This window comes from Acidovorax sp. SRB_14, from assembly GCF_012932145.1.
Taxonomy (GTDB): Bacteria; Pseudomonadota; Gammaproteobacteria; order Burkholderiales; family Burkholderiaceae_C; genus Simplicispira.
The window spans coordinates 26,548-52,660 of record NZ_MWOK01000008.1; the positions used below are offsets into that span (position 1 = coordinate 26,548).

The following is a 26,113-nucleotide window of genomic DNA, read 5'->3' on the forward strand; positions in this document are numbered from 1 at the left end:
GTCCTCTCCCTCCCGCTTGTCGTTTTTGTGTTCAGGTGCCGATGGCCTGGCGCTTCAAAGCGTCCAGCGTCTTGCCATCCTTGTCTTTCCACTCCAGCCAGCCGTTCGCCGTGCGTCCAATCACGGCGACGGCCGCCATGCTGGGGGATCGGAATAAGTGGTCTTTGGTGAATACCACTGTCTGGCCCTCCACCTTCATGACGCCCGCTGAAATGAGCTTGTCGCGGAAGGTAGCGTCGCTGGTGCCGACGATGGATTGCACGTTGTTCTTACGACCCACCGACCCGGCCAGTACGACAAAGCCTTCTTGTGTGTACAGGCCCTTGGCATTTACGCCGCCCGCTGTGCAATAGAAATAGTCGGCTGGGCTGGTGTCCTTGGCCGGCCGGGCTACGGGCTCGAACAGCGGATGCCCCAAAGTGGCCAGCAGGGCTTGACCGGTCTCGAAGATTTCGTAGCAGTCCGCCTCCATGGGGGCGGGAGTGTGCGGGCGGCTGCCCCCATTGCGATTCGACACCACGTAACGTTCAACCTTGCGCGAGGTCTGAATGCTGAGCCACTCCAGGAACAGCGCATGGGTTTGCGTGAGCGTCTGGGTGCGGGAGATCAGCACGAGGACGCGCTCCCAGAATTCCTTTTGGCTGTCGTGTTCTTTCAGGCGCGTGCAGAGATCACCGGTCTGGCCGATGTAGACCTTCGGCTCGGTGCCATCGTCCGGCTCGGAGACCAGGTAGTAAACACCGACCTGCGTGCTCTCGGGCATCTTGAGAAAGTCGGGCAGCAGCTTGCGCGGCACATCGATGACCTGGACGATGCGCGTCGTGATCTCGGCCACGCGGATGCCAGTGGGTTCGCCGCCAGGCAGGAAGATCTGGATGGTCTTTGGCGTGGTGTTCATGCTGTGTCCACGGGCGCGAGGCTGCGCACGTCGATCTGACCGGTGACGGCGGCGGAGATCAGGGCGGTGCGGCGTTCCTTCAGCAAATTGATAGCGTGCTGCGCCTCATTTATCAACCTGTCGCTTTCAAGGTTTCGGATAGATAAAAAGCGTAGTATTTCATCTTGCTCTTCCAGGGTGGGGGGGATCACCGTTGTGCAAGACTTCACGTTATCTTTGTTTAGCTTTGGCTGGGCAGTTGACGTTGAAGCGATCTTCAATTGCTCCTGAATCCCGGGAGACATCAAACAAAGAAGTCCATATTCGTTAGAGATTTTTTGTTTGTTGAAATTTATTAGATACATATTTGGCCCAAGAGTCGCCTTGCCATGGCCGCGGGGCATCAAGCACGCGTATCCAGCGTAGGCGCCGACATTTGCGATCAACACTTCGCCACCAAACAGTTCCGATTTTGAGAGATATTGATGAGCATTTTCATCGACGAAAATGCCATCATTACTTAAATCGTCGCGTAAATCGGTGAGTCGAACGAGCCTTGAATAACCTTGTGAGAGATAACTGACATTCTCTGCCAGCGAAGCAAAAGAGCCATTCGACGTGTAGTCAGTCAACAAACTCAATAAATGCTTGATCTGCTTGACCTCCCAATGCCCCGGCACCTCCCCCAGCCATTCCACGCCCGAGTCCTTCATCGGCACGTTCGGGTCCAACCCCTTAGTCACGGCATGGGAGATGACAGCCTGGCGCTTTTCCTGCAGCAGGGCGATCAGCTTTTCCTGCTCGGCTACCAACGCGTCAATCTTGGCGGTTTCGCGGTCGAGGAAGGTGGCGATGGCGGTTTGTTCTGCATAGGGCGGCGTTGGCAGCGGCATGGAGCCAACAAATTCCCAACTTGCGCGAGGCATTTTGGAGCCGAAGGTGGAGCCGTCAACAATGTCAATGAAGCTGCGGTTGAGGATTTCGTACTGGGCAAACCGAGCATGTACGCCAGCCTCGGGACGCATGACGTGAAAATCGCCCACCGCCTCGCCAGCAGTCTCAGCTAGCAGCGCCTTGGCGAGATATGGGCGTAGTTTTCCAAAAAGGATGTCGCCTTTATCGAAGGCAATACCTTCTCCTTCAAACTCGGTTTCGGTGGGGAGGAAGCGTCCAGACCAGCCTTCAATGTTTTCTAGCGCGACAGGGTTCGCCCTGCGATCGGTTTTTTCCGTCAACAGTCGAAGGTTATATTTGAGACGCTTTACGTCCCAATGCGCCGGCACCTGCCCCAGCCATTCCACCCCACTGTCCTTGTACTCCGGGTATCGCGGAAAACTCATGCCGACAGCCCCTTGATCATGTCCAGGATGCGGTCGGTGGTCTGCTTCAGCTCCGCGTCGATCTCGGCCAGCGGGCGCGGGGGCTTGAAGACGTAGAAGTGCCGGTTGAACGGGATTTCGTAGCCCACCTTGGTCTTGTCGGGGTCGATCCAGGCATCGGGGGCATGGGGCAGCACCTCGCGCTTGAAATACGCGCCCACGTCTTCGGTATAGGGCACGTTTTCGGTGTCACGCAGCGCGCTGTCGGGCTGGGGCTTGCCCTTTTGCTTGCCCTTGAGACCCAGCACGATCTGCCCGTCTTCGCCCCGCAGCGGGCGCTCTACGGTGATGCTGTGATAGCCAAAGGCTTCGTTGTCAAAGATGCGGCTGATGGGCTGGCCACCGTGCTCGGCCTCGGCGAAGTCGCCAAACAGGCGGGTGATGTGCTCGATGTGGGCGTCGCTGAGTTCCTTGCGCTTTGACCCGAGGCTCTTGCGCATCTTCTGCCACATGCCGCTGGCGTCGATCAGCTGCACCTTTCCCTTGCGCGCAGCGGGCTTGCGGTTGCTGATGATCCAGACGTAGGTGCTGATGCCGGTGTTGTAGAACATGTCGGTGGGCAGGCCGACGATGGCCTCGCACAGGTCGTTCTCCAGCACGTAGCGGCGGATTTCGGACTCGCCTGAGCCCGCGCCGCCGGTGAACAGGGGCGAGCCGTTGAGCACGATGCCGAAGCGGCTGCCGCCCTCTGATGCGGGGCGCATCTTGCTGAGCAGGTGCAGCAGGAACAGCATGGAGCCATCCGACACGCGCGGCAGGCCGGGGCCAAAGCGGCCGTTATAGCCTTGGCTCTCGTGCTCTTTGCGCACTTCCTTTTCGACTTTTTTCCATTCCACGCCAAAAGGAGGATTGGAGAGCATGTAGTCGAACCGCTTGTGCGCATGGCCGTCGTCGCTGAGCGTGTTGCCAAAGGCGATGTTGGCCACATCCTGGCCCTTGATCAGCATGTCTGCCTTGCAGATGGCGTAGGACTCGGGGTTGAGCTCCTGGCCAAACACGGTGAGCCGCGCCTGGGGGTTGTGCTCGGCCAGGTATTCGCCCGCCACGCTGAGCATGCCGCCCGTGCCCGCCGTGGGGTCGTAAATGGTGCGCACCACGCCGGGCTTGCTCAGGATGGCGTCGTCCTCGATGAAGATCAGGTTGACCATCAGCCGGATGACTTCGCGCGGGGTGAAGTGCTCCCCGGCGGTCTCGTTGCTGATTTCGGCGAACTTGCGGATCAGCTCCTCGAACACCAGGCCCATCTGCATGTTGCTGACGGCCTCGGGGTGCAGGTCGATCTGGGTGAACTTCTCGGCGACCTGGTACAGCAGCCCCGCCTTGGCCAGGCGCTCGACCTGGATGTGGAACTCGAAGCGCTCGAACACGTCGCGCACTGCGGGCGAGAACGCCTGCACGTAGCTGAACAGGTTCTGCGCAATGTGGTCGGGGTCGCCCAGCAGCTTTTGGAGGTCGAGCGTGGAAGTGTTGTAGAAGCTCTGGCCGGCCTTGCGCAGCAGAAAGGGCTCGGGGTTGACGCCCAGCTTCTCCTTGTCGGCCAGCTCGGCCAGCACGGCGGGCTTGGTGGCTTCGAGCACGCAGTCGAGGCGGCGCAGCACGGTGAGGGGCAGGATGACCTTGCCGTAGTCGGATTGTTTGTAATCGCCGCGCAGCAGGTCGGCGACGGACCAGATGAAAGCGGACAGGGTTTGTTGGTTCATGCAGGCAGCTGTAGCGAAATGTTTGCGGGCAGTATGCCAGCGCCCCGGATCGGCTACGCCCTCAGCACCCCGCCCGCAGCGCGACCGCGCGACCCATTCTTCCGTCCCGGGATCCAACCATCGAGATCTGTAATGAAAGCAGTCGGTCACACATTGCTGACCGCACTTCTGGAGGTATAGATGACGATGAAAGTACAAACCACGCCGCAGTGGCTGGCAGATCAACAGGCGGTTGCTGGCGTGTCCGACCAGGAGCTCGCTAAAGCCTTGGGATACGACGCGCCGTCGGTGATCCAGCTGTTCAAGACCGGCGAGATGAAGGTGCCCGCTGGCAAGGCACACGCATTGGCAAGCGCCTTGGGTATCAGCCCCAGCTTGGTCATGCGTCGGCTGCTGCAAGACGTGGACCCAGACCTGCTCCACGCCGTCGAGCTCTGCCTGGGACAATTCGTTCTGAGCGAGGGCGAGCAGAAGCTCATTGCGGCCATTCGCAAGGTGAACCCCGGCAAGGAGCCAGTTCCCCTCATGTTTGACCGGGACGCCATCATCACGCTGGTGGTGGCATGACAGAGAATCAGAGCCCAACGCTGGACAAAGCCGCTGTCCTCCGGCACCCGACCTTCCTCGAACTCATCCTCGACGCGCAGCGCAGAAACGGTTGGACCGACGAAGAGCTGGAGCACAAGCTGGGCTTGCGCAAGGCGAACTTGATGGCGCTGGTGCGGGAAGGAGTCGTGCAGCTCTCGTACGACACTGCACTGAACATCGAGTCTCATCTCGAAGCCAACGTCCTGCAGACGCTTCAGGCCAGCCTTCGCAGCCATGCGGCCTCCATGGAGGCAGCGGTGTTGTCGATGTACGCACTGCTGAAGGTGGACGGGGAGAGCCATCGCATCATCCAGGCGTATGGATCAGTGCTCGATGGTGACACGCGGGTGTCTACGCTGAAGCTGACTAAGGCAACGGTGTGGATCGTGCCAGATGCGACGATGAAACCCGAGGGCGAGAACGAGGGCGAGGACGAGGACGAGGGCGGGGACTGATCCACCCACCACGTCGGGATAAGGACCTTGCACCCCTTATGCCGACGTGCGTGTTGCTGTGGCCCTTGGCGCCGTTTTTCCTGGCTCGGCGAAAAACCATCCTTATAGGGCCAGAGCCACTGGGCACGTTCAGGTACTCGGCAGTCAGAGCCTGGCGTGGAATGCCGTCGATGCGCGCTACGACACGGGCAGCAAGATTTGATGGGTGTTGTCCACGGGGCCATGCACGAAAAGCTCTATGCCCGGCACCTGAATCAACGCCTCGGCCTCCGCCGCGGTGGCATGCAACCAGGTGTCCCAGTCGCCTTTCTCCAGCGGCACCACGGTGCGCTTGTCCTGCAGGTGCGGCGGGCGCTTGGGGTCCGGCCGGTGCATCAGCTTGAGCAGCGGGTGGTCGTCGCAGTTCTGCGTGACCATCGTGTAGCTGGGCAGCACCTCGCCCGTGGCCGGGTCGGTCCATTCACTCCACAGGCCCGCCAGGCCCCAGGGCGCGCCATCGGCGCGCGAGAACTGCCAGGCGATGTGCCTGCCCGTGCCCCAGTACGGCTCGACGTAGCTTTGCGCCGCGATGATGCAGCGCTGCCCCTTGCGCCAGGGGCCGCCATAGGTCCAGGACCTGGCCATGCCTTCGCGCCGCGCGTTGACCGTGCTCAGGCGCTTGCCGTCCTGGCCTGTGGGGATATGCGTTGGGGAGTTCGGGGGAACCATGCCCCACTGCCCGACCACGAGCGCGCGCCCCGCGCCCTTGGCGCGCAGGAAAGGGCCGCGGTAGAGAGGGCTCATCTTGTCGCGCCACTCTCCCTCGGGCACTGCCCCGAAGTGCAGCGCCAGCTGTTCGCGGCCCGGAACGTCGTAAAAAACGCACATGCCCTTATTCTGGCAGTTGGCGGATACACTGTAAATATGTACAGCCTTCTGGATTCCCCGCTGCCCGTGCCGTTCGATACGGCGGCGCCGGCGCTCGCGCTGCCGCTGTGCGGCATCACGGTGCGCGCGGGGTTTCCGTCTCCCGCCGACGACTTCGTGGTCGAGCGCCTGGACATCATGCGGCTGCTCGTCAAGCACCCCCAGGCCACGTTCTTCTGGCGCGTGCGCGGCGACTCGATGCGCGACGCGGGCATCGAGGACGGCAGCATCATCGCGGTCGACCGCGCGATCCGACCCAAACACGGCTGCATTGTGGTGGCCATGGTCGACGGCGAGTGCACCGTGAAGTACCTCTACCAGCGCGGCGGCCGCACCAAGCTGCGCGCAGCGAACCCCACCTACCCCGACATCATCCCGCGCGACAGCCAGACCATCGAGGTGTGGGGTGTGGTCAGTGGCTGCGTGAAGCTCTTTCCGACTTCCTGACCCGAGAGCACCTGCGAGTGCACCGCGATGTACGCCCTCATCGATGGCAACAACTTCTACGTCTCCTGTGAGCGCGTGTTCAGGCCGAGTCTCAACGGCCGTCCGGTGATCGTGCTCAGCAACAACGACGGCTGCGCGATTGCGCGCAGCAACGAAGCGAAAGCTTTGGGCATCAAGATGGGCGCGCCGTGGTACCAGTTGCGGCACCTCGAAGAGACCGAAGGGCTGGTGGCTTTGAGCGCAAATTTCACGTTGTACGGCGACCTGAGCGACCGCATGATGAGCTTGGCTGCGGGCCTCGGTCCGGTGCAGGAGGTCTACAGCATTGACGAGAGCTTCATTGGCCTGCTGGGGGTGCGCGGCGACCTGACCCAGCGCTGCCGCGACGTCCGCAGCCGCATCCACCAATGGGTGGGCATCCCGTGCTGCGTGGGCGTTGGGCCGACCAAAACGCTCGCGAAGCTGGCCAACCACATTGCAAAAACCGCAGAGCGCAAGCCGGGCAGCTACCCGGCCGAGCTCGCGCAGGTCTGCAACCTCACGGCGCTGCCCGCGCAGGACCTCGACGACGTGCTGGCCGCCACGCAGGTGGAAGAAGTCTGGGGCGTGGGCCGCAGGATCGCGGCGCAGCTGCACGAAGGCGGTGTGCACAGCGTGCTCGACCTCCTGCGCATGGACCCGGCGACAGTGCGCAGGCGCTGGAGTGTGGTGCTCGAGCGCACGGTGCGAGAACTCCAAGGCATGCCGTGCATTGCGCTCGACGACGCGCCCGCGCCCAAGAAGGAAATTGCATGCACGAGGGCCTTCGGCCAGGCAGTCACTGCGCTGGCGCCGCTCGTGGAGGCCGTGAGCGAGTTCGCCTCCCGGGCGGCCGAGAAGCTGCGCAAGCAAGGCAGTTTGGCAAGCCAGCTGCTGGTGTTCGCGCACACCTCGCCGTTTCGGCCGGGCCCCAGGTTCAACAAGTCGGTCGTCGTGCCGCTGCGCCGCCCCACGGCCGATACCGGCACCCTGGTATCGGCTGCTGCCCTCGGCATGCGGCGCATCTATGAGCCCGGCTACCCGATGGCCAAGGCCGGGGTGATGCTGCTGGACCTGATACCGGCGGACGTGCTGCAGCGCGAGCTCGACCTCGAGGGCGACAACCTGCGCGACCGCACCAAGCTGATGGTGGCGCTCGACGCGCTCAACGGAAGGTATGGCAAGGGCACTGTGCACTCGGCGAGCACCGGGGCGACCAACAAGGACAAGCATTGGGGGATGAAGCAGGAGCGGCGCACGCCTCAGTACACGACGCGCTGGGAGGATGTGCCGATAGCGAGAGCCTGATAGCTAGACAAAGGTCCATGTATTCAACCAATACTTGCACAAGGTACATATGCCATGAAGCAGAGATCGGCCAGAAGCGAAAAAGTTGACATACGTCTGGCAAGCGACTGGTATGCAGGGCGTATTCGACCGGTTGATGCACCACATTCGCTGGACATCTCAGTGGGCCTATGAACTGCCGATAGACTGGACGCATAGGAGGGGAAAAAAGATGACCAAACCCGAGGTGGATTTAATTCGCGGATCGTTGTGGCACCGCTGGGATCCGCACATTCATGCGCCGGGCACGGCGATGAATGACCAGTTTTCGGGGCACTACCCCTGGCAGGAGTTTTTCACCCGGGTCAACCAGCAAGAACCACCGATCCGGGCGCTCGGCATCACGGACTACTTCCTCGTGGACACGTATGAGAAGGCATGCCAAGCGAAATCGACTGGCAGCCTACCGGGCGTGGAGTTACTATTTCCCAACATCGAGATCCGCCTATCCATCGGCACCGCAAGCAGCTCGGCGATCAACGCGCACCTCCTTTTCTCGCCTGACGACAGCGATCACCTGGACCGGATACGGCGGCTGATGGCCAGCTTCAAGTTTCGCTACCTGCGCGATGAATACCGATGCGAGCGGTCCGAGCTTATCCGGCTCGGCCGCGCGCATGACGCATCCATAGTCGATGAGGGAGCCGCCCTGACTACGGGCGTGAACCAGTTCAAGATCGACTTCGAGGAGCTGCGCGAGACATGGGAGACGAACGACTGGTTCAGGAACAACTGCCTGATCGCCGTCGCCGTGGGGGAACGCGATGGAACGTCGGGGCTGCGCGATGAGTCTTCGTCATTTGCCGCGCTGCGGACCAATATAGAGGGGTTCGCGCACATCATCTTCAGCGCTAACCCCAAGCAGGCAGCGTTTTACCTCGGAAAGGGCGTCGTGCCCCTGGAGGAATTGAATGCTAAGTGGGGCGGCGTTAAGCCCTGCCTGCACGGCTCTGATGCGCATGCGCACGCCAAAATCGGCAAGCCTGCTCTGGACCGGTTTTGCTGGCTCAAGGGCGCGCTGAGCTTCGAGACGCTGCGCCAAGCCTGCATGAACCCAGAGGGGCGCGCGTTCATCGGTAAGGAGCCACCGCGCGGAGCGTTGCCCAGTAACGCCATCCGGTCAGTGTCTGTGAGCAACGCGCCTTGGATGGCGCCCGCCTCGATCCAGCTCAATCCGGGTCTCGTCGCGATCATCGGCGCTCGTGGATCCGGCAAGACAGCTCTCGCGGACTTCATCGCCATGGGCGGCTGTGCCGCCTCCAGGCATTTGAGCGACAAGTCCTTCCTGCGTCGGGCCGCCGATCACCTGAAGGAGTCGGAAGCCCAGTTGCGCTGGGAGTCGGGCGAGGACACTTCCAACGCGTACTCCGCCGTGGACGACGAAGACCTCATCGACGCGCCGCACGTCCAGTACCTGTCTCAGCAGTTTGTGGACCAGTTGTGCTCGGCAGAAGGGCTGGAAGACCCGCTGGTGCGAGAGATCGAACGCGTGGTCTTCGACGCGCACCCCGACATGGATCGTCTGGATGCCACGTCGTACGAAGAGCTGCTGGACATCCGACTGGAGGGCGCGCGCACCAGCCGGTGCAGAAACGTGGACGCGATCTCTAGACTTTCCGAGACGATGACGCTAGAGCAGGCGAGGAAAGATGGGCTTCCTGCGTTGACCAGGGATCTCGGCGAGAAGAACAAGGCGATCCTGAACGACGAGACAAACATGAGGGCGTTGATGCCTAAGGGCAATGAGATCCGTGCCAAGCGCCACGATACGGTGTCTGAAGCCGTGGATGCAAAGCGCGCTCAGGTGCTCAAGGCGAAAGTCAGGCTGGAGGCCCTGCAGCACCTGACAGCGGACATCAAGAACATGCGCGAGCAGGTACTGCCGAATATGATCGACGACTTGAGACAGGATCGGGAGGATGCCGCATTGCCCAACGCGGATTGGGATCAATTCCGACTCGTCTTTGCCGGAGACGTTGACGCGGTCCTGACCCAGCGCCTGCTGGAGACCCGGCGCACGCTACTCAGTCTGGAGGGGGAGCCAGCAACGCCTGCGCTAGATGTCGAGGCCGATCCCAATATGGCGTTGGTGGCCGAAGGCGACGACTTGTCAAAGTATCCTTTGGCCCTGCTCGAGCAGGAGTTGGCCAGGCTGCGCAAACTGGTGGGAATGGACGCCCAGAACGAAAGGCGCTTCAAGCTCATTGCCGACCGAGTTTCAAAGGCCAAGATCGCCGCGGCTAAGGTCGACGCGGAGATCGTGAAAGGCAAAGGTGCGACAGAACGCCTCGAAGCGCTGCGGCAGCAGCGCCGCGCCGCCTACGTGGGGGTGTTCCAGGCGGTGCTTGATGAGGAAAAGGCGCTGGCTGAACTCTATGAGCCGCTCAAGGCGCAGATTGCAGTTGCCCAAGGCTCGTTGGCGAAACTGACTTTCACCGTCCGGCGAGATGTCGATCTGGCGGCTTGGTGCGATAGGGGTGAATCGCTACTGGACCTGCGCTCCTCAGGGGCCTTCAAGGGCAAAGGCAGCCTGCGGAACATCGCGGAACTCACCTTGCACGAAGCCTGGCGCAGCGGCGACGCGGCGCGTGCCGGTGAGGCGCTCCTGCAGTTCATAAGCGCGCATTCTGGCGATCTGCGCGTGCAGCGCCCCGAACACATGGAACTCAAGACATGGGCGCGGCAAGTGTCGGTTTGGCTGTTCAGTACTGATCACATTTCTGTGAGCTACGGTTTGGAATTCGACGGTGTTCCCATCGAGCGACTATCGCCTGGTACCCGGGGAATCGTGCTGTTGCTCTTGTACCTCGCGGTCGACTCGCAAGATGATCGACCACTGATCGTCGACCAGCCGGAAGAGAACTTGGATCCACAGTCGATTTACGACGAACTCGTCGTCGAGTTCCAGCGCGCAAAGCTACGCCGGCAAGTGATAATCGTCACCCACAACGCAAATCTTGTCGTCAACACCGACGCCGATCAGGTCATTGTGGCCCACTGTGGCAACCATGAACCAGGTCGCCTTCCACGAATGAGCTACGTGTCCGGGGGGCTAGAAGAGCCTGCGATTCGAGAATCGGTGTGCGCGATCTTGGAGGGGGGAAGGAGAGCGTTCCAGGAGCGTGCAAAGCGTCTGCGCGTCTCTATGTGAAGCAATACGCACCGATCGAATTCGGTGTGGAACTCCAGTCAGTACTTTCCGCTGGTTTTGGAGACTCTGCGGCTCATCCGGCAGAGCATTGAGCTCGTTGACGAGAAGCGTGCCAAGCGGTTTTTTGCCGATGACCAAGGGGGAGATGTGTTTGTGATCACGGGACCGGTGTTCACAGACGCAGGTCCTCGCATCGGATCCAATGCGGCAACGGGGCCAACATATCTGTACAAGCTGGTCTATGCCGCTATGGCCCAGAGGGCATGGGTGCGTCTGCAGGAGAACCAGGATGGAGAGAAGGTAAGCCGGCTGATCAGCTACCGTGAACTGGTGAGGGGGACGAGCGTAGAGTTCCTGCCGATGTTGCCCTCCAAGCTCTGAGCGCCGTGTCCGTTGTTCCAGAGCGCAAATGTAAGCACGCCTTAGTGGACCGGAAATTTCTAGAGCGTCATTGACCAAGATCTCAAATGGGTCTTGGCAGCTCGAATTGAACTACCGCAATAGGCTGAATTCGGGGTGTCGTGGTTGACGCGCAGATGTCGGCGCCGACAACCAGCAGTCACTTGGCGATCGGTGCTGCGAAGGATAACAGTACTACCAAATCCAGACACCTCTAATGCTCATCGGGCCGGTAGGCGGAATGACCGCACATCTAGGTGAACGGGAAGTTGCGACCAAAGGGGCTCCTGCGGCAGCCAACCCGCGTCGGCTGAAAAATAAAGCGGTAGCCCCCCGAGAGCTGACGAGAGCCTTGGAATCGTGTTCGTTCCAATTGAGTGAGCAGGGCGCATGGAGGAACGACTGGGGTGTTCATTACTTCCCTGACAGCACCCCAAGGTCCTTGCCCTTGAGCTTGTTAACGTCGAACTTCACGCCCGCTCCACCGATGGCGCCCACATCGGTGAACTGCCAAACCAGGTAGTCGTGCTGCATGACTTTCAGTGGCGCGCCGTTTTTGAAGTTCAGCTGGCGATAGTCTGCGATCCAATGCGGATAGTCCTTAAGCAGCAGGCTGCCCGCCATCCTCTCGTTCCACCACGAGGCCGCGGTATAGATCATCGGACGTCGGCCCGTCGCTCCCTCCACTGTGTCGAGCCAAGCTTTCACCACCCGAACAATCTCGTCCACAGGAAGCTTGGACCAGCGATCCACTTTGGCGTCGCCCACCTTCTCAAAATCCCATTCTAGGTCCAGCACGGGAGTGAGGTCATTGCCTGCAAACCCGCCAGACTTAGTGACGAGCGCGAGATAATTTTTTGCCTGCTCCGCCCCATCCGCCCCTGCGGTGAGGAAGTGATAGGCCCCCCTAATAATGCCCGCGTCTGCCGACGCACGCCAGTTGGCTTCAAATTTCGGGTCACGGAAGTTGGCGCCTTGGCTGGCTTTTATATAAACAAATTTCACACCCGAAACTGCGAAATTTGTCCATGGTACCTGCCCGTTGTGATGGGAAACATCTACGCCGTAAACGCCGTCATTCGCGTGCTCGGGAAAGACGAATTCCCTAACTACTTCTTTATTCCCGGGGTCCGTATATTGAAGTAGCTCGTACCTTGCCAGCTGCGACCGCGAAAGGTCATCGACAAGGTCAACCCAGGTGGGTTCAGCACTCGGCTGTGCCCAAGCAAAAGTAGCGAGAAGCACGATAGCGGCTACCGCGATTACTTTCTTCTTCCGCATATTATGTTTCCTCCATAGTGACTATTGAGGGCTTTCTTTCTTACCAATCCATACTTCGATCAACCGTGCCCCGTTCAGCTTGGTGTGATACCCAGGCACGAAGCGAGCCTTAACCTTCCGGTTCAATATCTCCTGAATCGCACGCGCCACCTCGGCGGCATCGTCAGCTTCGCTTTTCGAGAAGTATCGGATCTCAGTCTCATTGGGAGACTTCTCAATCACCTCAATTCCCTTAGCAACTTTCGCGTTAGGCAACTGCTGAGCCAAATTCACGCCAAGTGCTGAAGCCTTCCCCACCTGCTCTCTCGTGGCCGCCTGCACATAGATCGTGGGCCCCGCCAGGGTCGACATGGCGCCGTCGCACACTAGGATCGTCATGTAGTCGGAGGCAGAGCCTGGCTTTTCTTCGATGCGAACCTGCGGAACGAGGTTTGACTGCAAACTCGTTGCCCAGGCCTTTTGAGCGGGGCTATCCCGGTTAAAGGTCAGCACAGAATCACGCGCCTTGTAGAGCGCCTGGTTCACGGCGGGCGGAACTGGAATGAGTCGGACTTCGCCCACCTCGAAGCCGCCCACGGGGGAGTTGGTTCCAGTGAGACGGATTAGGTGCTCGCGAATTCCTTCGGACTTCACGCGCCGCTGATCGGTGGCAGCATCACCGGCGCAATAGAGAATATCGAATCGTACTTTACGCGTCGGCGGCGGTACGGCAGCTGTGGCCGCAGACGCAGCCGGCGTTAACGTGTGGGTGAGATCAGGTGGCGCCGCGGCCTGCGCAAACACCGTGTTTTTCGCAGATACGCGCCAGAGATTTGGTGCCGCGCTTGTGCTAGCAAGCTTGACAAAACTTGTTAGGATTTTTTGCCGTGTTATTGGGCCGAATTCCTCGTAATAGGTCTTCCAATCCTCTTCGAGGGTCGGGCATCCTCTAATGCAGAATCTCGGTGGACGAAAGATAATCCCGGCTCGCCCGGTCAACTGGCGTCGACGGCTATCGACGATGACTCCTTTTCCGATGGCGCTTATAAGATGATCAAGTTCATCTGGCTGGGCGGTTGTTTGAGCTCGGATAACGCTAGCCATGACGCGCGCGTATCGCGTAATTCCGCCAGGAGCGCCGTCCGGAGAAGGCTCCCCAGCGACGGTCGAAAAATTATAGAGAATGTTGTATGGCTCCGATGCTTTGGCAGGGTACCGGATCAAATCGAGACCTGCATCGCGTAATTTGTCCAGTATCGGGTTTGTTCTGCATGCATCGATAAACACAGCGACGGCCTTGTTCCAGAGCGGCTCGATTTGTCGCATCGTTCTGTCCAGCGGCACGGCAGAGCCGCCAAATAGTATTGCGTTCGGATTTTCTTTATAGGTGTCGAACTCAACCTTTACATTGACATTGGCGTCGACGCCAAAGAGGTAATTTGTGCCCGCCACCTCGGCCCCATGGCCAGAAAAGTAGATGATGCCGAACGCACGCGGTTCGCGACGAACCTTATTATTAAATTTCGTTATCCTGTTCTCAAGTTGATCCGTGGTCAAGTTGCACACGGTGTCAACGCTCCAGTTGGCTGCCGTCAAGGCATCGGCTACCACTTTCGTATCGCTCTTCTCGCTCTTGTCGTCAGAGCACGGCGAACCCAAAGTGGGAAGATTCCCGTATTCGCCGTAGTCTGCGTTGCCAATGACTAGCGCGAACCTCGTGGGCTCAAGCATTTTTGTCAGCGATTGCTGCCCGTGCGCAGGACCATAGGCAGATGCGGCACCGAGCGCAAATGCGAACAGCGGCCATGTGCTGTGCCGTATTGTCTTAATTGATGGAGTCATAATTCCTCCTAAATGCGTTAGTCTTCCATGACCTCCAAATCGTTGTATTTGCTCTTGGCCTCGTTCTCGAGCCTCTTTAGCTTTTCGTTGAACTGCTTTAGTTGACCTGTGCAGAATTGATAGGACTTGAGCAACGTGAAATAGGCATTGCGACATTCCACGAAATCCTGACGTGTGCGCAGAGCTACGTCTGGTAGGTCACCGTAGGTTACTTGCGGCGCAAGCGTAGCCGTTGCGACGCACGCGTTCTTCAACTCGGGTGAAGTGCACTCTGGCACAGCCGCAGGCCTGATGAGCACGTTCTTACATCCAACGCAAGCAAGCGCCACGACAAAGGTCCCGAGGCGAATTACATTCATGGTATGCCCATCGAATAGGATGTCTTGAGCTTTATCAATTGCGCGTCCGCGATAGACGTCACAGTACACAACTGCTGTAACTTGTTCTGATCGCTCATGATCGACAGCGCCTCCATGACCTTGGCCTCGCGCTCCGGACTCCCGACGGGAAGCTTTCCGATAGTTGTTGCAAGCGACGCGGTCGAATTTTTAATAGAAACGCCGCCGCGTTTCAACGCGGCCGTAGCCTCAGCCAGCCCCGTGCGCGCCTGGCCGAAATCCGTGCGGACTTTGTCAATTTCGCGCTCATATGCCTCGATCAGCGCCTGATTCTTTTCCTTGATCGACTCATCGATAGCCGCCTTCAGGTCCGTGACGCGCTGGCCTAGTGATTGGTACTCAGCTAGTTGAGCCTGCAGCTTGTCTACTTCGCCCTGCTTTACCTTCATGCCAAAGTAAAATCCAAACCCGCCGATGATGACAATTACAATGACACCGGGCGCGACTTTGAGCAGTAGTTGACCGAGGGAAAATGGCATTGCTGATTTCTCGAGTATTCAGTACTCGCGAACCTCCATGGCGCTGAGAATAAGTGGATTCTTGGCATCGCGCAAGTTTTAAAGGACTCAGTAATTCTCGTGTTGGACGGCGTATAGCTTGCTAAGGCTATCGCTAGGGGCCACTGACATTGAGAGCGGCTACCCCGCCCCGTTTGAGGCCAATAGCCGACAGCAAACGAAAGCGCGATCGTACGTTCACTTTATGGCCTAGATGTCGCATCCCGGCCGATCATATGGCCGCTTGTGGAATAGCTGCGGGTGCTCCTGGTGCCAGCCCTTCATGGCCTGCATAGGCGTCTTGCTGCCCAGCGCTGACTGCGGCAACTGGTGGTTGTACAATGCCACATAGCGCAGCAAGGTCTGCTCCATGTCGTCTCGGCTGTTGAACCCGTGGGTCTTGAGCACATCCGCTATGCGGCCGTTGAATCTCTCCACCATGCCGTTGGTTCTCGGGGTCCTGGGCTTGGTAAGTCGGTGCTCTATGCCCAGCGCCTGGCACAGCTGGTCGAACTCATGGTTGCCACTGGGCTCACGCTCCCTGCTGGCAAACAGGCGATCCGTGAACTCCTTGCCGTTGTCGGTCAGCAGCTTGTCGATCCTGATCGGACAGGCCTTGTGCAGGGCCTACAGAAACGCCTGTGCACTGGCGGCTTTCTTGTTGGCATTGAATTGCACGAACACCCAACGCGTGACCCTCAATGGCCACGAACAGGAAGCGCCGTTGCGATTCGTCCTGCATCTGTGGCAGGCACTTCACGTCCATGTGCAGGTAGCCTGGCTCGTAGCCCTTGAACGCCTTGTGAGGCTCGCTGGGCGTCTTGGGTTTGAGGGCGTTCAAGTTGCCCACGCCATGGCGGCGCAGGCACCTGTCCAGGCCCGAGCGCGAGACATGGGGACAAATGAACTCTCGCGTGACCGCCAGCAGGTCATCCAGGGGCAGCAGCAAGGTGCGCCGCAGGTGGACCACCACTGTCTCTTGTGCCGGTGTGAGCACCGTCTGCAGGCGGTGCGCCGTGTGCGAGCGGTCCCAAAAGATAGAGCGCTTCTTCCACTTGTAGACCGTCTATTCCGTGATCCCAAAGCGCTGGGCTAGGGCACTGGCTGTCTCGTCGCTGGCTGCTATCTCGGCACGCACGGCGGGGGTGGTGCGTGCGTTCTTGTGCAGGGCAATCAACATGGCTTGGCTTCCCGGGTGGATTGCAAGGACTCTATCAACTCCCTTAGCACGGCTCTGGCCATGAAGAGTGGATAGCGGTTGGATCGATGCAATCGTCTGAGATGCGACAGCTAGGCAGCACGCCGGGATGCGTGACGAGTTCCCATTTTCTAGCTTTCTCTATGCATGTATATCTCAAACGTAATATACTTGCATAGCAATTCATAGAGTTCACGCTACAGGAGATCCCATGGACGCCGTGAGAAACCCATTTGCCCCGGGCGCCGGGAGTAGGCCGCCAGAGCTTGCCGGACGGGAAACCATCCTTCAGGACGCGCAGACAGCAATTCAAAGGGCGCTGTTAGGTAAGTCCAGCCGCTCACAGATGCTGCTTGGGCTGCGTGGCGTAGGAAAGACGGTGCTACTGAACAAAATCGAAGAGATGGCCGAAGCCGCGGGGCACGTGACATCCTCGATCGAAGCGCCAGAGGGAAAGGCGCTCAGTGAGTTGCTCGTGCCAAAGATCAATCAAGCCTTGCGCAAACTCTCGATTTCGGAGAACGCGAAGGCCAAAGTCCATCAGGCTCTTCGGGCACTTCGCTCTTTCGCCTCTGCGTTCAAGCTCTCGTACGGAGATACTTCAATTTCGGTTGATCCGGAAATAGGCGTCGCTGATAGCGGAGATATGGAGGCAGACCTACCCGAATTGTTCGTACGCGTAGGCGAAGCTGCAAAGGCAGCCGGTAAGGCCTGGACGCTTCTCATTGACGAAGTTCAGTACCTGCGCTCTGAGGATCTGGCAGCTCTGATAGTCGCTCTCCACAAGGTTAACCAGAGAGACCTACCAGTTTTGTTCTTCGGTGCGGGGCTGCCACAGGTTGCGGCTCTTTCGGGCGATGCGAAATCCTACGCTGAACGGCTCTTTCACTACCCTGCGGTTGGTGCGCTTGTGGAGGCGGATGCGGAGACCGCAATTAGGCAGCCAATCGAGGGTGAAGGTGAGCAAATTGACGACACCGCAATCAGAGAGATTCTGGCAAAGACCAAAGGCTATCCCTACTTTCTGCAGGAGTGGGGCTATCAGTGCTGGAACATCGCCGAGGGGCCGCGCATCAAGCTAGAGGATGCATCGAAGGCTGCAGGAGAGGCGACAAAACGGCTGGACGAAGGCTTCTTCAAGGTACGATTTGATCGCTTAACGCCTAAGGAGCGAGAGTACGTTATCGCGATGGCCAAACTTGGTGCCGGGCCGTATAGATCATCGGACGTCGCAGACGCACTTAAAGAAACCCATCAAAGCCTGGGCCCGCGGCGCGCGCAGATCATCAGCAAGGGAATGATCTACAGCCCATCTCACGGCGACATTGCGTTCACCGTTCCCATGTTCAACGAGTACCTAATCCGCAACTACGTGGAGAAACCGAGCAAAGCGTAGCTGCGCGGAGGACGAGTGAGCGGTGTCTGTGTGCTGCCTGCGACAGGCTAGGCCGTATTTCGTGCTGATATTGGGCGACCGCAGCGTCCGCGCGTTCCGAACGGATGGCCATGGTGTAGGCGCCCGAGTCAATTTCGTCGCCTAGGCGGCGAATGACGGTGGCCAGCGCGCGGATGGACCTGTGGAAGTGGGGAGGCTTAAATTTCATAGATATCGGATGTAGTGAAAGGGGAAGCACGGGCCTGGCCCATGCAAATGGGTATAGAGCCTCTGTTTATCCAATTTCCTAGGCACAAACCCTTCTCCGCCTTCACAACACCATTAGCTCTTCGTCATCAGGCCGCCGCACCGTGAAGACCGCCTCGGCACCACCGGCGTCACGGAAAACCGCCGACGTTTGGATGCCTGGGCCAGGGGTCGCCAGCGACAACGCTTTGTCGCCAACCCGCAGGGGGTAGTAGAGGTGCCCACGCTGAAACAGATACTGCCCAGTCACATCCCCCAGCGAACCGTGCGTCGACATCAGCTGCAAAGCCGTCGGCCGGTTCACGACCTTGCCGCTTAGCTGCATCACCGCCAGCTTCACCCCTCGCTGCATGTAGCGGCTGGTCAGCGCGACAGGCAGGTAGTACGAGATGACCGACCCCGACTTTTCCCGCGCCACCGACGATTGAGTGAAGAACACCGCGCCGACCACGCAGCCAGGCTGCTGAAGCAGTTCGCTGGCCAAGCTTCGCAAGGCATCCACATCGGCGGTGGCGTGCACGCGCATGAAGATGACATTGCTGTATAGCTCCGACAGCGGCGAGTGAAGCGCGAAGGCGTCGATGGCCTTGAGCAGCTTGTTCCTGAAATTCGCCTGTTCATTGGCGTGCGCCGGCGACCGAACCACCAACTGATAGGAAGGTGGCTGTATGCCTGGGAACATCAGCGGCGAGAACTGGATGGCTGTCTCGCTGCCCGGCAGACGGTATTGCCGCCCGGATCCCATCAGCGGCATGACCTGCATCTGCTCGACCAGCGCTTGCAGCGTCCGCTTGCCCATGTGCGTGAGCGACCCGGCAGTCAGGCTCCATGAGCCGCCCGAGCTTGCCACGCGCGCACGCGCAACAGCATCAAGGACTTGACAGCCCTCCCGAAAGGCAGCCTCGTGGCTGGACAAGTCGTGGTTCTTGATGGAAGCGCGCAACATGTGACCGTCCGGCAGGGTGATTTGCGCGTCATAGCCGGCCGTGCGCGCCGGCATTGGCCTCACCTTGGAGCCCCCAGCTGCCAGCCCGCCCAGCATCATGATCTCGAAGAGGTGGCCGTGACCGCCGGCGGGCTGATTGCGCGCCGCGCGTGCGGTGTCCTTCAGCCACTTGCCGTGCTTGGCCAGCGCCTCGATGGCATGGCCCAGCGACGCCAGCTCGAGTTGGGCGAGTTCATCCTTTCGGTGCCATAGCTTTTGCAGACGGTGCTGCTGCGCCGACTCCAGCCACTGCACGCTGAACAACTCGCCCGCGACGCGCCGGAAGTGCTCCTTCTCCTCCTTCGTGGTCGGCATAGGCGGGAGATCGTAGGCCTCAGTGGCTATGTCGGTCATGGGCTATGGGGCGCTACGGGCGCAATCTATCCCGCTTTTTCATCGCTGGAAATTTTGTGGCGCAACACTAGCAGTAGTGGTTGAAAAACCGAATGACCACACATATAGCGTGCTTTTCCGTAAAATGTAACGGATTGCGATTCATCTGCACCATGCACCCACTACTCGGCCTTGGACTGTTCGCGGGAGCCCTGGTCTGGCTATTTTCTGAAGACAAGGAATACACGATGCCAGCAGTACAGAAGCAGTTTGAAGGCTTCCACAGCGCCATCAAGCTCGACGAAGATGACGAGAACGCTAAGCTCCGCATGAAGCGCGACACCCTGATCAAGGCGCTCAAGGCCAAGATGGGCGACGACGTGCCCACGTTCGAGTACTTCAACCAGGGCAGCTACTCCATGTTCACCGGTGTCGTGCCCGTGGACGGCAACTACGACATCGACGTCGGTCTGGTCTTCGACTGCAAGCAAGACAAGTACCCCGACCCGGTGGTGCTGAAGCAGAAGGTGCGCGACGCGCTGAACTCGAACTTCCGCACCGTGGCCATCCGCCGCCCCTGCGTGACGGTGAACTATCTGGTGAACGGCATGGCCGACTATCACGTCGACCTGGCCATCTACGTCAAGCGCGACGACGACATGCTGGACCTGGCGAAGGGCAAGGAAGGCTCGGCTTCCGAGTTCCGGGTCTGGCAGGTCTCCGACCCCAAGAAGCTGACGGAACTCATTCGCACCGCCTTCACCGACGCTGACGAGCTCGCGCAGTACCGCCGCTGTATCCGCTACCTGAAGCGCTGGCGCCACGTCCAGTTCCGCAACGGCGGCGCGCCGCTGAGCATCGCCCTGACCGTCGCTGCACGCGAGTGGTTCAAACCCAACTTCAGCACCGCGGGCAAGCCGCTGGACTTGCTGGCCATGCTCGACTGGACCAACGCGATGCTCTCCCGCTCCGAGACCGACTTCACGATGGAGGACGGCCTTTATTCGCGGCTCAAGGTGCAGTTGCCCGTCACGCCCTATGGCGATCTGATGGGGCACATGACCAAAGGCCAGATGGAGAACTTCTGGGAGCGCCTGCAGGCCCTGCGCGACGCCCTGGAGGCAGCGGAGAGCGAGGACCTGCCGGAGGACGCCTGCAAGATCCTGAACAAGCAGTTCGGCGACGACTTCAAGGTGCCCGAGAAGGCTGAGACCGCGAAGGCCGTTACGGCTCCGGTCATCAACACCGGTAGCTCCGCTTGACCGACACGCCATCCGCCGCGCCTCCTGGCGGGCCGGTGCCCGAAGACATCGCCTTCGCCGCCTTGCTTGAATGGTGCAGCAGGCGCGGCCTGACTCCGCAGCGGCTGGACGACGCCAACCCGGGAAAACTGGGTGTGCGCCTCCAGGGTGCGAACCGAACCTGGGAGCTCTACATCCGGGCCGAGGAGAAGAGCCTGCTGATGCCGCAAGTTTGGCTTGCTCCGATGCGTGGATTGCTGCCCCACGTCAGCTACGAGGGCATCGTCTGCGTCAATGACGGTCAAGGCACGTCGCTGGACATCGACCGCAGGGCCGATGTCGTCGCCTACACCCTACTCGAAGCCTACGACCTGCTGGAGAAGTGGGCTGCCGATCCGGCCGCCAGCAAGACCGAGTTCTTCAACGAGCTGGAGGGCTACTGGTCGCACCTGCCGCAGGCAGCCCGTGGCCGCATCCGCTTCGAGGTGGACCGCAAGGACCGCCTAGTAACGGCCTACGTCGACGCCAAGGACAAGGCCAAGGCGAAGACCTGGTTCCTGACCGAGCGCAACGAGCGCCCGCCCACCGAGTTCGACGCCAAGAGCCTGGCGGCGCAGCGCGCCCTGTACCTGCACCTCGACGACGTCCCGTTGCCGCCAGCGCATCCTGAGGTCCTGACCGCCGACTACATCGAGGCGATCCGAGTCAGCCTGTCGACAGCCCAGTTGGAGCTCTGGGCGGGCATGATCGGCCCGTCCAAGAACGGCCCGCGTCCAATAACCCTGTTGTTGTCCGTGCCCCGGGCCGCGGGCGGCGACTCGCTGATCGGCGTGGCGTTCACGGCCAGGGGCGGCGTGGTCGATGCAAAGTTCCCAGTGGTGCCGCTCACCATCCGGCGCCACACTGTGAAGTACATGCGCGAGCGCGGCGGCGCGTCATTGGACCTGCTCGGCAAGCATGTGGCGGTGCTCGGCTGCGGAGCGATCGGCTCGGTCGTGGCGGATGCGCTCGCGGCCGCTGGAGTCGGCAAGCTGACTCTGGTCGACCATGACGAGTTCTCTGAGGACAACGTGTTCCGGCACCTGCTGGAGCCGCTGTGGGTCGACATTTCCAAGGTCCGCGCGCTAAAGATCCGGCTGACCCAGCACTACCCCGGCCTGGAAGTCACCGCGGTCAATGATGTTGCGCAGGACTGGATTGATTCCAAGGTGCTGGCCGGCCTCGACGGCATAGTGGTCGCATTCGGCGCCCCCTCGGTCGAGCGGTCATTCGCCCGCTTCTTTCGGGGCACCGGGTTGAAGCTGCCCATCGTCTTCACATGGCTGGAGGCGCTCGACCTGGGCGGACACTCCATCCTGACGTGGACTGACGCCGAAGGTTGCCTGGACTGTTTGTACCGGAACGACGAGGGCGAGCCATCGCTGTCCCCGCGCACGTCCTACCTTGAGCCTGACCAGGCCGTTACTCGCAACTTGACCGGCTGCGCCAGCATTTTCATGCCGTTCGGCGCCCTGCAGGCCCGCAAAACCGGGATCATGGCGGCGGAGCATATGCTGCGCGCCATAGGCAATTCGGGATCCGCGTCGTACCGTTTCTGGGTGGGCGAAGGTGCAGCGGCCACCGAGGCTGGGCTGAAGATGACACCCTGGCACCAGATCGCGTCGGCCGTCTCCCAGGCTGAAGGCACGCGCAGGGTCTTCGGGCGCCCCTGCAAACGATGCAGGAGCAAGCCTTGAAGATGGTCTTCCGCGTCACAGAGCGCCAGCGCCTGATCTTGGTGCCCGGCGCCGTAGAGCAAATGCAGGCCTACGCACAGAGACGCTGGCGGAACGCTGAAGCCGGTGGCGTGCTGCTAGGCCGGCATCTGCTGGATTCGCATGATGTGGTGGTCGACGAGGTCACGACGCCGCAGGACAGCGACCGCCGCAGCAGGTTCAGCTTTTTCCGCTCAAGACGGCACGAGTCCCTGGCGCGGGAGCGCTGGCAGATCCAGTCCAGCACGATGGCCTACCTGGGCCTCTGGCACACCCATCCCGAGGCCGATCCGACGCCCAGTGGCGTGGACCGCAACGACTGGGCCCAGGCCGTTTCGCGCGACGCCTACGAGGGCGACCTGCTGTTTTTTCCAATCGTGGGCACCCGGTGCGTCCGCGTCTGGACCCTGAGCCGCCGCGGCACTTTCAGGGAGTTGAAGCGAGAGGTGAAGCGTGGCTAGGACTCAAGATCGGGCCAACATCCCAAAGGATGTGCGTCGGGATTTGTGGATCGCGGCCGCCGGCCGGTGCGAGTTCCGGGGTTGCAACCAGCCGGTCGGGCGCGACTTTCTGACTAAGGCGCGCTGTAATGTCGGCGAGTACGCCCATATCGTGGCCGACAGCCCGGACGGCCCGCGCGGCATCCTCGGCGAGTCCGAACGACTGGCCAAGGATGCGAGCAACCTGATGCTGGCCTGCTTCGGCTGTCACAGCCGCATCGACCGGCACGGCCAAAACAACGAGTTTACCGCCGAGCAGCTAAGCGCCATGAAGCGGGAGCACGAGGCCCGGATCGAGCGCATTTATTCCGCGGTGGGGACGCGGGACAGCCTGCTCATCTTGATGACCTTTCCGATTGCCGAGCACAAGCCCACCATCACCTTGGGCCAGGTGCACTATGCGATGTTGCAGAACAGCGACTACACGCTCTTCCCCGGTGCCGACCATGTCTTCATCGACAAAAGCGACTTCGACATCCAGGACAACGATCCTGACTTCTGGGCGCGGGCGGAAACCGCGCTGGGTCAGCTCTTTGACCGCCGGATTCAGCCTGCCATCGAGGCCAAGAACGGCGCCGCCCACCTCACCATCGCCGCGTTCGCTCCCATCCCGATGTTGATGAAGTTGGGCACCTTGCTGGGCGACAAGACCGAGGCGAGCATCCTTGACCTGCCGGGCGACCAGTGGCTCTGGGATCGACGCTTGGATTGCCCAGCGCCAAAGTTCACCTACACGGTGCCGGATAAGCTGCCCCGGGAAGTGGCGGTGATGGTCAACATCTCCAACATCGCGCAGGTGCCGACCGACATGAACACGGTCGAGTTCACGGCCGTCGAGCCCAACCGCGGCATTATCCGCACCGAAGCCCACATGCTGGATTTCCGGCGGGAGTTCAACGCCTTCCTACTGAACCTGCACAGGTCCGGCGCTCGGGTCATCCACCTGCACCCGACTACACCGCTGTCGGCCAGCGTCGAGATCGGGCGGCTTCTGCTGCCCAAGGTTTTCGAGGAGGTCCACGTTTGGGAATGGCGCGCGCCGAGCTGGCGGCCGGCCCTGCGGCTCCGGTAGGCAGCCGTTGAAAGCATTCAAGGCGGGAGAGCCATGAATACTCGACTCGCGCAACTCGCTGTCGGCGCCATGGTGGCCGCCGCGGCTTGCAGCCTTTAGGCGAACAGTTGCAATTTGCCATCGATAGCCGCCATTGAACCAGACCTGCCGGTTGTCCAGCGAATGACCGGAAGCTGACCAACAGCGATCCTTGGTGCCAGGCCGACGGAGGGCGGCAATCGCTGCATCGCCGACCTTCAAGTCGATTCTGCAAATGCCCGCGTTGGGTCGTGAGCACTAGCTCGCAATCGGGGGCATCGGACGTTCAAGATAAAAGTTTGCAGCGACATGCACCCGACTTCGGCTGCTCATCTGAAACCGGCCGTCGGGCCTGCAAGGGTCGCTGCTGGAGCAGACCGCGAGGTTACGGTGCGCTCACGGCCGACAGCAACCGCTGCGAAGTCATCATCGAATTGCTGGATAAAAGAATGGAATCCACTTTTGAGTCGGCATGATGAGCACCGGGCACCCTCGGCTGGGCCCAACCAGTTGAAACGCACGTTCGCCCCTTACCTGTCTCTCTAGAGTGACCACGCGAAGCCTCGCTAGCTACTCATGCGAAGCCCCCTGCTCCACCAGCTGCTCCAAGTGAGCCTCGACACGAAGGATATAGACACGTAACTGCTCGATGCTCCGTGGCTTGTACCCTTCATGCGTCCCACTCGGGCTTTGCCCCATGTATTGGGCCGCAGCACCTGTCGGGATACCCGACTCCTCTGCCAGCAGTGCAAACGTGCGACGAAGCCCGTGAATAGACACATGATCAAGACCAGCAGCTGCGAGTGTCGATCTCATACTGGCTCGAGGGTCTGCAACGTGTCCAGTCTTACCGCGGCCGGCAAAAACAAACTCGCCGATTTTTGGCAAGGAATTCAGTATCTTGAGCAGCATGTCCCCCAAGGGAATGACTCTGGTGCCGTGAACCTTGTCCATGAAAGTAGCTTTCTTCCACCGAAAATCCACCTCGTTCCATTTGAGATTGGCCATAGACTCTCTCCGCAAGCCCGTCATCGCCAGGGCGCGCAAGTATGCGCTTATGTGAGGGTTGGGCAGCTGAAGTACCGCAGCCCACCAACCCGCCAATTGGGACTGCTCAATCGCATCGGTGCGCCGCTTGAGCGCAGGCAACTCACCCACAAGAGCAGGCGCCTTGGCAGACTCCTGCGCGCACTTGGCAATCGCCCTGTACTGGGGTTGGGCCAAGCACCACCGCAAAAACCCTCGGAACATCATCAACGCGCGAGCAGCCTGTGCTCGACCGCGTGTCTCTTGCTCTCTGTACCAATCTAAAAGCCGGTCTTCGTCCAACTCCGCGATGGTCATGGACAACAGCGAATAGATTGGTCCAGCTTTCGTTAGGCCTTGGCCGCGTTTCTTTGCTACACCCCCAGGCGACGCCATCAATCGCAAATCTTGCAAATAACGTGGCTTGAATCCGTCCTTCCCTTTTGGCCTTCCCTGCGCAAGGTAAACTGGCCATACTTCACCGACGGTGATGCCTTGGGTGCTGAGGCGCACACGCTCAGCGGCCGCGGTTGCGATCTTCGCCTTTTTTGCAGCAACGGGGTCCTCGCCCTGATCCAATTGACGCTGAAGTTCGCGGGCCTTAATGCGAGCATCTGGTATCGTCCATGCGTCGGTCCCTCCAATGGTTATCCGAACCGTGCGCCCGTTGTGCTGTCGTTGAAAAACAAAGGCAGTCTTACCACGTGGTGTGGCTCGGACACCAAGCCCGTTGACATCGAGATCCCACAAAAAGTCTTGAGCGCGATTGTCAGGACACTTGAAGGCATTGATGCGAGGTTTTGTTAGGTTGTCTTTTGGCATCTGCGCGTAGAAGGCATGTCGAAGGTCTTACATCCGACAGCATGTAACGGCCGATGTAAGAGAATTTGTGACATCCTAACGCATTTTGATCAACACACGCACCTCCGAAAATCAGGCAAAACTATCGTAACTTGATGATTTGAAAAGAATTTCCCATGAACTCGAACAACGATCAACACGCAAATCAACTCATTCGTAATGAGAAGGTCGGGTGTTCGATTCATCTCTCCGGCACCAACAAAGCAAGATAAGCCCCGC

Annotated in this window: 20 protein-coding genes and 1 pseudogene; 11 read left to right on the forward strand and 10 right to left on the reverse strand. The window is 60.1% G+C overall.

Annotated features, from left to right (window positions below):
• Window positions 1-31: 31 nt before the first annotated feature.
• The 3 genes from B2J86_RS08100 to B2J86_RS08110 are packed head-to-tail and all read right to left on the reverse strand — an operon-like array spanning window position 32 to window position 3,956.
• Window positions 32-898, reverse strand: coding sequence for a GIY-YIG nuclease family protein (locus tag B2J86_RS08100; protein ID WP_173025182.1), 867 nt, complete (start codon window positions 896-898; stop codon window positions 32-34).
• On the reverse strand, window positions 895-2,217 hold the full coding sequence (locus B2J86_RS08105) for a restriction endonuclease subunit S (protein WP_173025183.1): 1,323 nt from the start codon (window positions 2,215-2,217) through the stop codon (window positions 895-897). The genes B2J86_RS08100 and B2J86_RS08105 overlap by 4 nt, the downstream gene beginning before the upstream one ends.
• The gene (locus B2J86_RS08110) at window positions 2,214-3,956 is read right to left on the reverse strand and encodes a class I SAM-dependent DNA methyltransferase (protein WP_173025184.1); all 1,743 of its coding nucleotides are present in this window, start codon (window positions 3,954-3,956) and stop codon (window positions 2,214-2,216) included. The genes B2J86_RS08105 and B2J86_RS08110 overlap by 4 nt, the downstream gene beginning before the upstream one ends.
• Window positions 3,957-4,136: 180 nt before the next feature.
• Between B2J86_RS08110 and B2J86_RS08115 the strand changes: the two genes are divergently transcribed.
• The gene (locus B2J86_RS08115) at window positions 4,137-4,523 is read left to right on the forward strand and encodes a helix-turn-helix transcriptional regulator (RefSeq protein ID WP_173025185.1); all 387 of its coding nucleotides are present in this window, start codon (window positions 4,137-4,139) and stop codon (window positions 4,521-4,523) included.
• Window positions 4,520-4,999 carry a hypothetical protein gene (locus B2J86_RS08120; RefSeq protein ID WP_173025186.1) on the forward strand — a complete coding sequence of 160 codons (480 nt, stop codon included), beginning with the start codon at window positions 4,520-4,522 and terminating at the stop codon, window positions 4,997-4,999. Before B2J86_RS08115 ends, B2J86_RS08120 begins: the two co-directional genes overlap by 4 nt.
• Window positions 5,000-5,176: 177 nt before the next feature.
• Here B2J86_RS08120 and B2J86_RS08125 read toward each other — a convergent pair whose 3' ends face one another.
• Window positions 5,177-5,866, reverse strand: a complete 690-nt coding sequence (locus B2J86_RS08125; protein WP_173025187.1) for an SOS response-associated peptidase family protein — start codon at window positions 5,864-5,866, stop codon at window positions 5,177-5,179.
• A gap of 36 nt (window positions 5,867-5,902) precedes the next feature.
• Between B2J86_RS08125 and B2J86_RS08130 the strand changes: the two genes are divergently transcribed.
• The 4 genes from B2J86_RS08130 to B2J86_RS08145 all read left to right on the forward strand — a co-directional run bounded on the left by B2J86_RS08130 (window position 5,903) and on the right by B2J86_RS08145 (window position 11,249).
• Entirely contained in the window at window positions 5,903-6,352 is a 450-nt protein-coding gene (locus B2J86_RS08130) for a LexA family transcriptional regulator (protein ID WP_173025188.1), read from the forward strand.
• A gap of 27 nt (window positions 6,353-6,379) precedes the next feature.
• A complete protein-coding gene (locus B2J86_RS08135) occupies window positions 6,380-7,678 on the forward strand; it encodes a Y-family DNA polymerase (RefSeq protein WP_173025189.1) in 1,299 nt (432 codons plus the stop codon).
• 211 nt (window positions 7,679-7,889) lie between these two features.
• Window positions 7,890-10,868 (forward strand): TrlF family AAA-like ATPase, encoded by a 2,979-nt coding sequence (locus tag B2J86_RS08140; RefSeq protein ID WP_173025249.1) that lies wholly within the window; start codon window positions 7,890-7,892, stop codon window positions 10,866-10,868.
• Between the two features lie 24 nt (window positions 10,869-10,892).
• Window positions 10,893-11,249, forward strand: coding sequence for a hypothetical protein (locus B2J86_RS08145; RefSeq protein ID WP_216842325.1), 357 nt, complete (start codon window positions 10,893-10,895; stop codon window positions 11,247-11,249).
• A 432-nt stretch (window positions 11,250-11,681) separates the two neighbouring features.
• Here the strand turns inward: B2J86_RS08145 and B2J86_RS08150 are convergent, their stop codons facing one another.
• The 4 genes and pseudogenes from B2J86_RS08150 to B2J86_RS08165 all read right to left on the reverse strand — a co-directional run bounded on the left by B2J86_RS08150 (window position 11,682) and on the right by B2J86_RS08165 (window position 16,444).
• Window positions 11,682-12,548 carry a glycoside hydrolase family 25 protein gene (locus tag B2J86_RS08150; protein ID WP_173025190.1) on the reverse strand — a complete coding sequence of 289 codons (867 nt, stop codon included), beginning with the start codon at window positions 12,546-12,548 and terminating at the stop codon, window positions 11,682-11,684.
• 21 nt (window positions 12,549-12,569) lie between these two features.
• Window positions 12,570-14,369, reverse strand: a complete 1,800-nt coding sequence (locus B2J86_RS08155; RefSeq protein ID WP_173025191.1) for a caspase family protein — start codon at window positions 14,367-14,369, stop codon at window positions 12,570-12,572.
• Between the two features lie 355 nt (window positions 14,370-14,724).
• Window positions 14,725-15,246, reverse strand: coding sequence for a hypothetical protein (locus B2J86_RS08160; RefSeq protein WP_173025192.1), 522 nt, complete (start codon window positions 15,244-15,246; stop codon window positions 14,725-14,727).
• Window positions 15,247-15,474: 228 nt separating this feature from the next.
• Window positions 15,475-16,444: pseudogene (locus tag B2J86_RS08165) on the reverse strand (IS481 family transposase).
• A gap of 229 nt (window positions 16,445-16,673) precedes the next feature.
• Here B2J86_RS08165 and B2J86_RS08170 point away from each other — a divergent pair.
• Window positions 16,674-17,858 carry an ATP-binding protein gene (locus B2J86_RS08170; RefSeq protein WP_173025193.1) on the forward strand — a complete coding sequence of 395 codons (1,185 nt, stop codon included), beginning with the start codon at window positions 16,674-16,676 and terminating at the stop codon, window positions 17,856-17,858.
• 310 nt (window positions 17,859-18,168) lie between these two features.
• Here the strand turns inward: B2J86_RS08170 and B2J86_RS08175 are convergent, their stop codons facing one another.
• Window positions 18,169-19,404, reverse strand: coding sequence for a hypothetical protein (locus B2J86_RS08175; RefSeq protein WP_216842326.1), 1,236 nt, complete (start codon window positions 19,402-19,404; stop codon window positions 18,169-18,171).
• Between the two features lie 266 nt (window positions 19,405-19,670).
• Here B2J86_RS08175 and B2J86_RS08180 point away from each other — a divergent pair, with 266 nt between their 5' ends.
• The 4 genes from B2J86_RS08180 to B2J86_RS08195 are packed head-to-tail and all read left to right on the forward strand — an operon-like array spanning window position 19,671 to window position 23,989.
• Window positions 19,671-20,684 (forward strand): nucleotidyltransferase, encoded by a 1,014-nt coding sequence (locus B2J86_RS08180; RefSeq protein ID WP_173025195.1) that lies wholly within the window; start codon window positions 19,671-19,673, stop codon window positions 20,682-20,684.
• A complete protein-coding gene (locus tag B2J86_RS08185) occupies window positions 20,681-22,399 on the forward strand; it encodes a ThiF family adenylyltransferase (protein WP_173025196.1) in 1,719 nt (572 codons plus the stop codon). The genes B2J86_RS08180 and B2J86_RS08185 overlap by 4 nt, the downstream gene beginning before the upstream one ends.
• Before the next feature lie 2 nt (window positions 22,400-22,401).
• Entirely contained in the window at window positions 22,402-22,878 is a 477-nt protein-coding gene (locus tag B2J86_RS08190; RefSeq protein ID WP_254068011.1) for a Mov34/MPN/PAD-1 family protein, read from the forward strand.
• Window positions 22,879-22,921: 43 nt separating this feature from the next.
• Complete coding sequence (locus B2J86_RS08195) at window positions 22,922-23,989, forward strand: SAVED domain-containing protein (protein WP_173025198.1); 1,068 nt, start codon at window positions 22,922-22,924, stop codon at window positions 23,987-23,989.
• Between the two features lie 588 nt (window positions 23,990-24,577).
• Here B2J86_RS08195 and B2J86_RS08200 read toward each other — a convergent pair.
• Window positions 24,578-25,855: an integrase family protein gene (locus B2J86_RS08200; RefSeq protein WP_173025199.1), complete on the reverse strand. Its 1,278-nt coding sequence runs from the start codon at window positions 25,853-25,855 to the stop codon at window positions 24,578-24,580.
• Between the last annotated feature and the right edge of the window lie 258 nt (window positions 25,856-26,113).

What these genes read in the sequence shown, in the direction of transcription:
- B2J86_RS08100 (WP_173025182.1), bottom strand. Translation starts at nt 898, where the DNA reads ATGAACACCACGCCAAAGACCATCCAGATCTTCCTGCCTGGCGGCGAA.
- B2J86_RS08105 (WP_173025183.1), bottom strand. Translation starts at nt 2,217, where the DNA reads ATGAGTTTTCCGCGATACCCGGAGTACAAGGACAGTGGGGTGGAATGG.
- B2J86_RS08110 (WP_173025184.1), bottom strand. Translation starts at nt 3,956, where the DNA reads ATGAACCAACAAACCCTGTCCGCTTTCATCTGGTCCGTCGCCGACCTG.
- B2J86_RS08115 (WP_173025185.1), top strand. Translation starts at nt 4,137, where the DNA reads ATGACGATGAAAGTACAAACCACGCCGCAGTGGCTGGCAGATCAACAG.
- B2J86_RS08120 (WP_173025186.1), top strand. Translation starts at nt 4,520, where the DNA reads ATGACAGAGAATCAGAGCCCAACGCTGGACAAAGCCGCTGTCCTCCGG.
- B2J86_RS08125 (WP_173025187.1), bottom strand. Translation starts at nt 5,866, where the DNA reads ATGTGCGTTTTTTACGACGTTCCGGGCCGCGAACAGCTGGCGCTGCAC.
- B2J86_RS08130 (WP_173025188.1), top strand. Translation starts at nt 5,903, where the DNA reads ATGTACAGCCTTCTGGATTCCCCGCTGCCCGTGCCGTTCGATACGGCG.
- B2J86_RS08135 (WP_173025189.1), top strand. Translation starts at nt 6,380, where the DNA reads ATGTACGCCCTCATCGATGGCAACAACTTCTACGTCTCCTGTGAGCGC.
- B2J86_RS08140 (WP_173025249.1), top strand. Translation starts at nt 7,890, where the DNA reads ATGACCAAACCCGAGGTGGATTTAATTCGCGGATCGTTGTGGCACCGC.
- B2J86_RS08150 (WP_173025190.1), bottom strand. Translation starts at nt 12,548, where the DNA reads ATGCGGAAGAAGAAAGTAATCGCGGTAGCCGCTATCGTGCTTCTCGCT.
- B2J86_RS08155 (WP_173025191.1), bottom strand. Translation starts at nt 14,369, where the DNA reads ATGACTCCATCAATTAAGACAATACGGCACAGCACATGGCCGCTGTTC.
- B2J86_RS08160 (WP_173025192.1), bottom strand. Translation starts at nt 15,246, where the DNA reads ATGCCATTTTCCCTCGGTCAACTACTGCTCAAAGTCGCGCCCGGTGTC.
- B2J86_RS08170 (WP_173025193.1), top strand. Translation starts at nt 16,674, where the DNA reads ATGGACGCCGTGAGAAACCCATTTGCCCCGGGCGCCGGGAGTAGGCCG.
- B2J86_RS08175 (WP_216842326.1), bottom strand. Translation starts at nt 19,404, where the DNA reads ATGCCGACCACGAAGGAGGAGAAGGAGCACTTCCGGCGCGTCGCGGGC.
- B2J86_RS08180 (WP_173025195.1), top strand. Translation starts at nt 19,671, where the DNA reads ATGCCAGCAGTACAGAAGCAGTTTGAAGGCTTCCACAGCGCCATCAAG.
- B2J86_RS08190 (WP_254068011.1), top strand. Translation starts at nt 22,402, where the DNA reads ATGGTCTTCCGCGTCACAGAGCGCCAGCGCCTGATCTTGGTGCCCGGC.
- B2J86_RS08200 (WP_173025199.1), bottom strand. Translation starts at nt 25,855, where the DNA reads ATGCCAAAAGACAACCTAACAAAACCTCGCATCAATGCCTTCAAGTGT.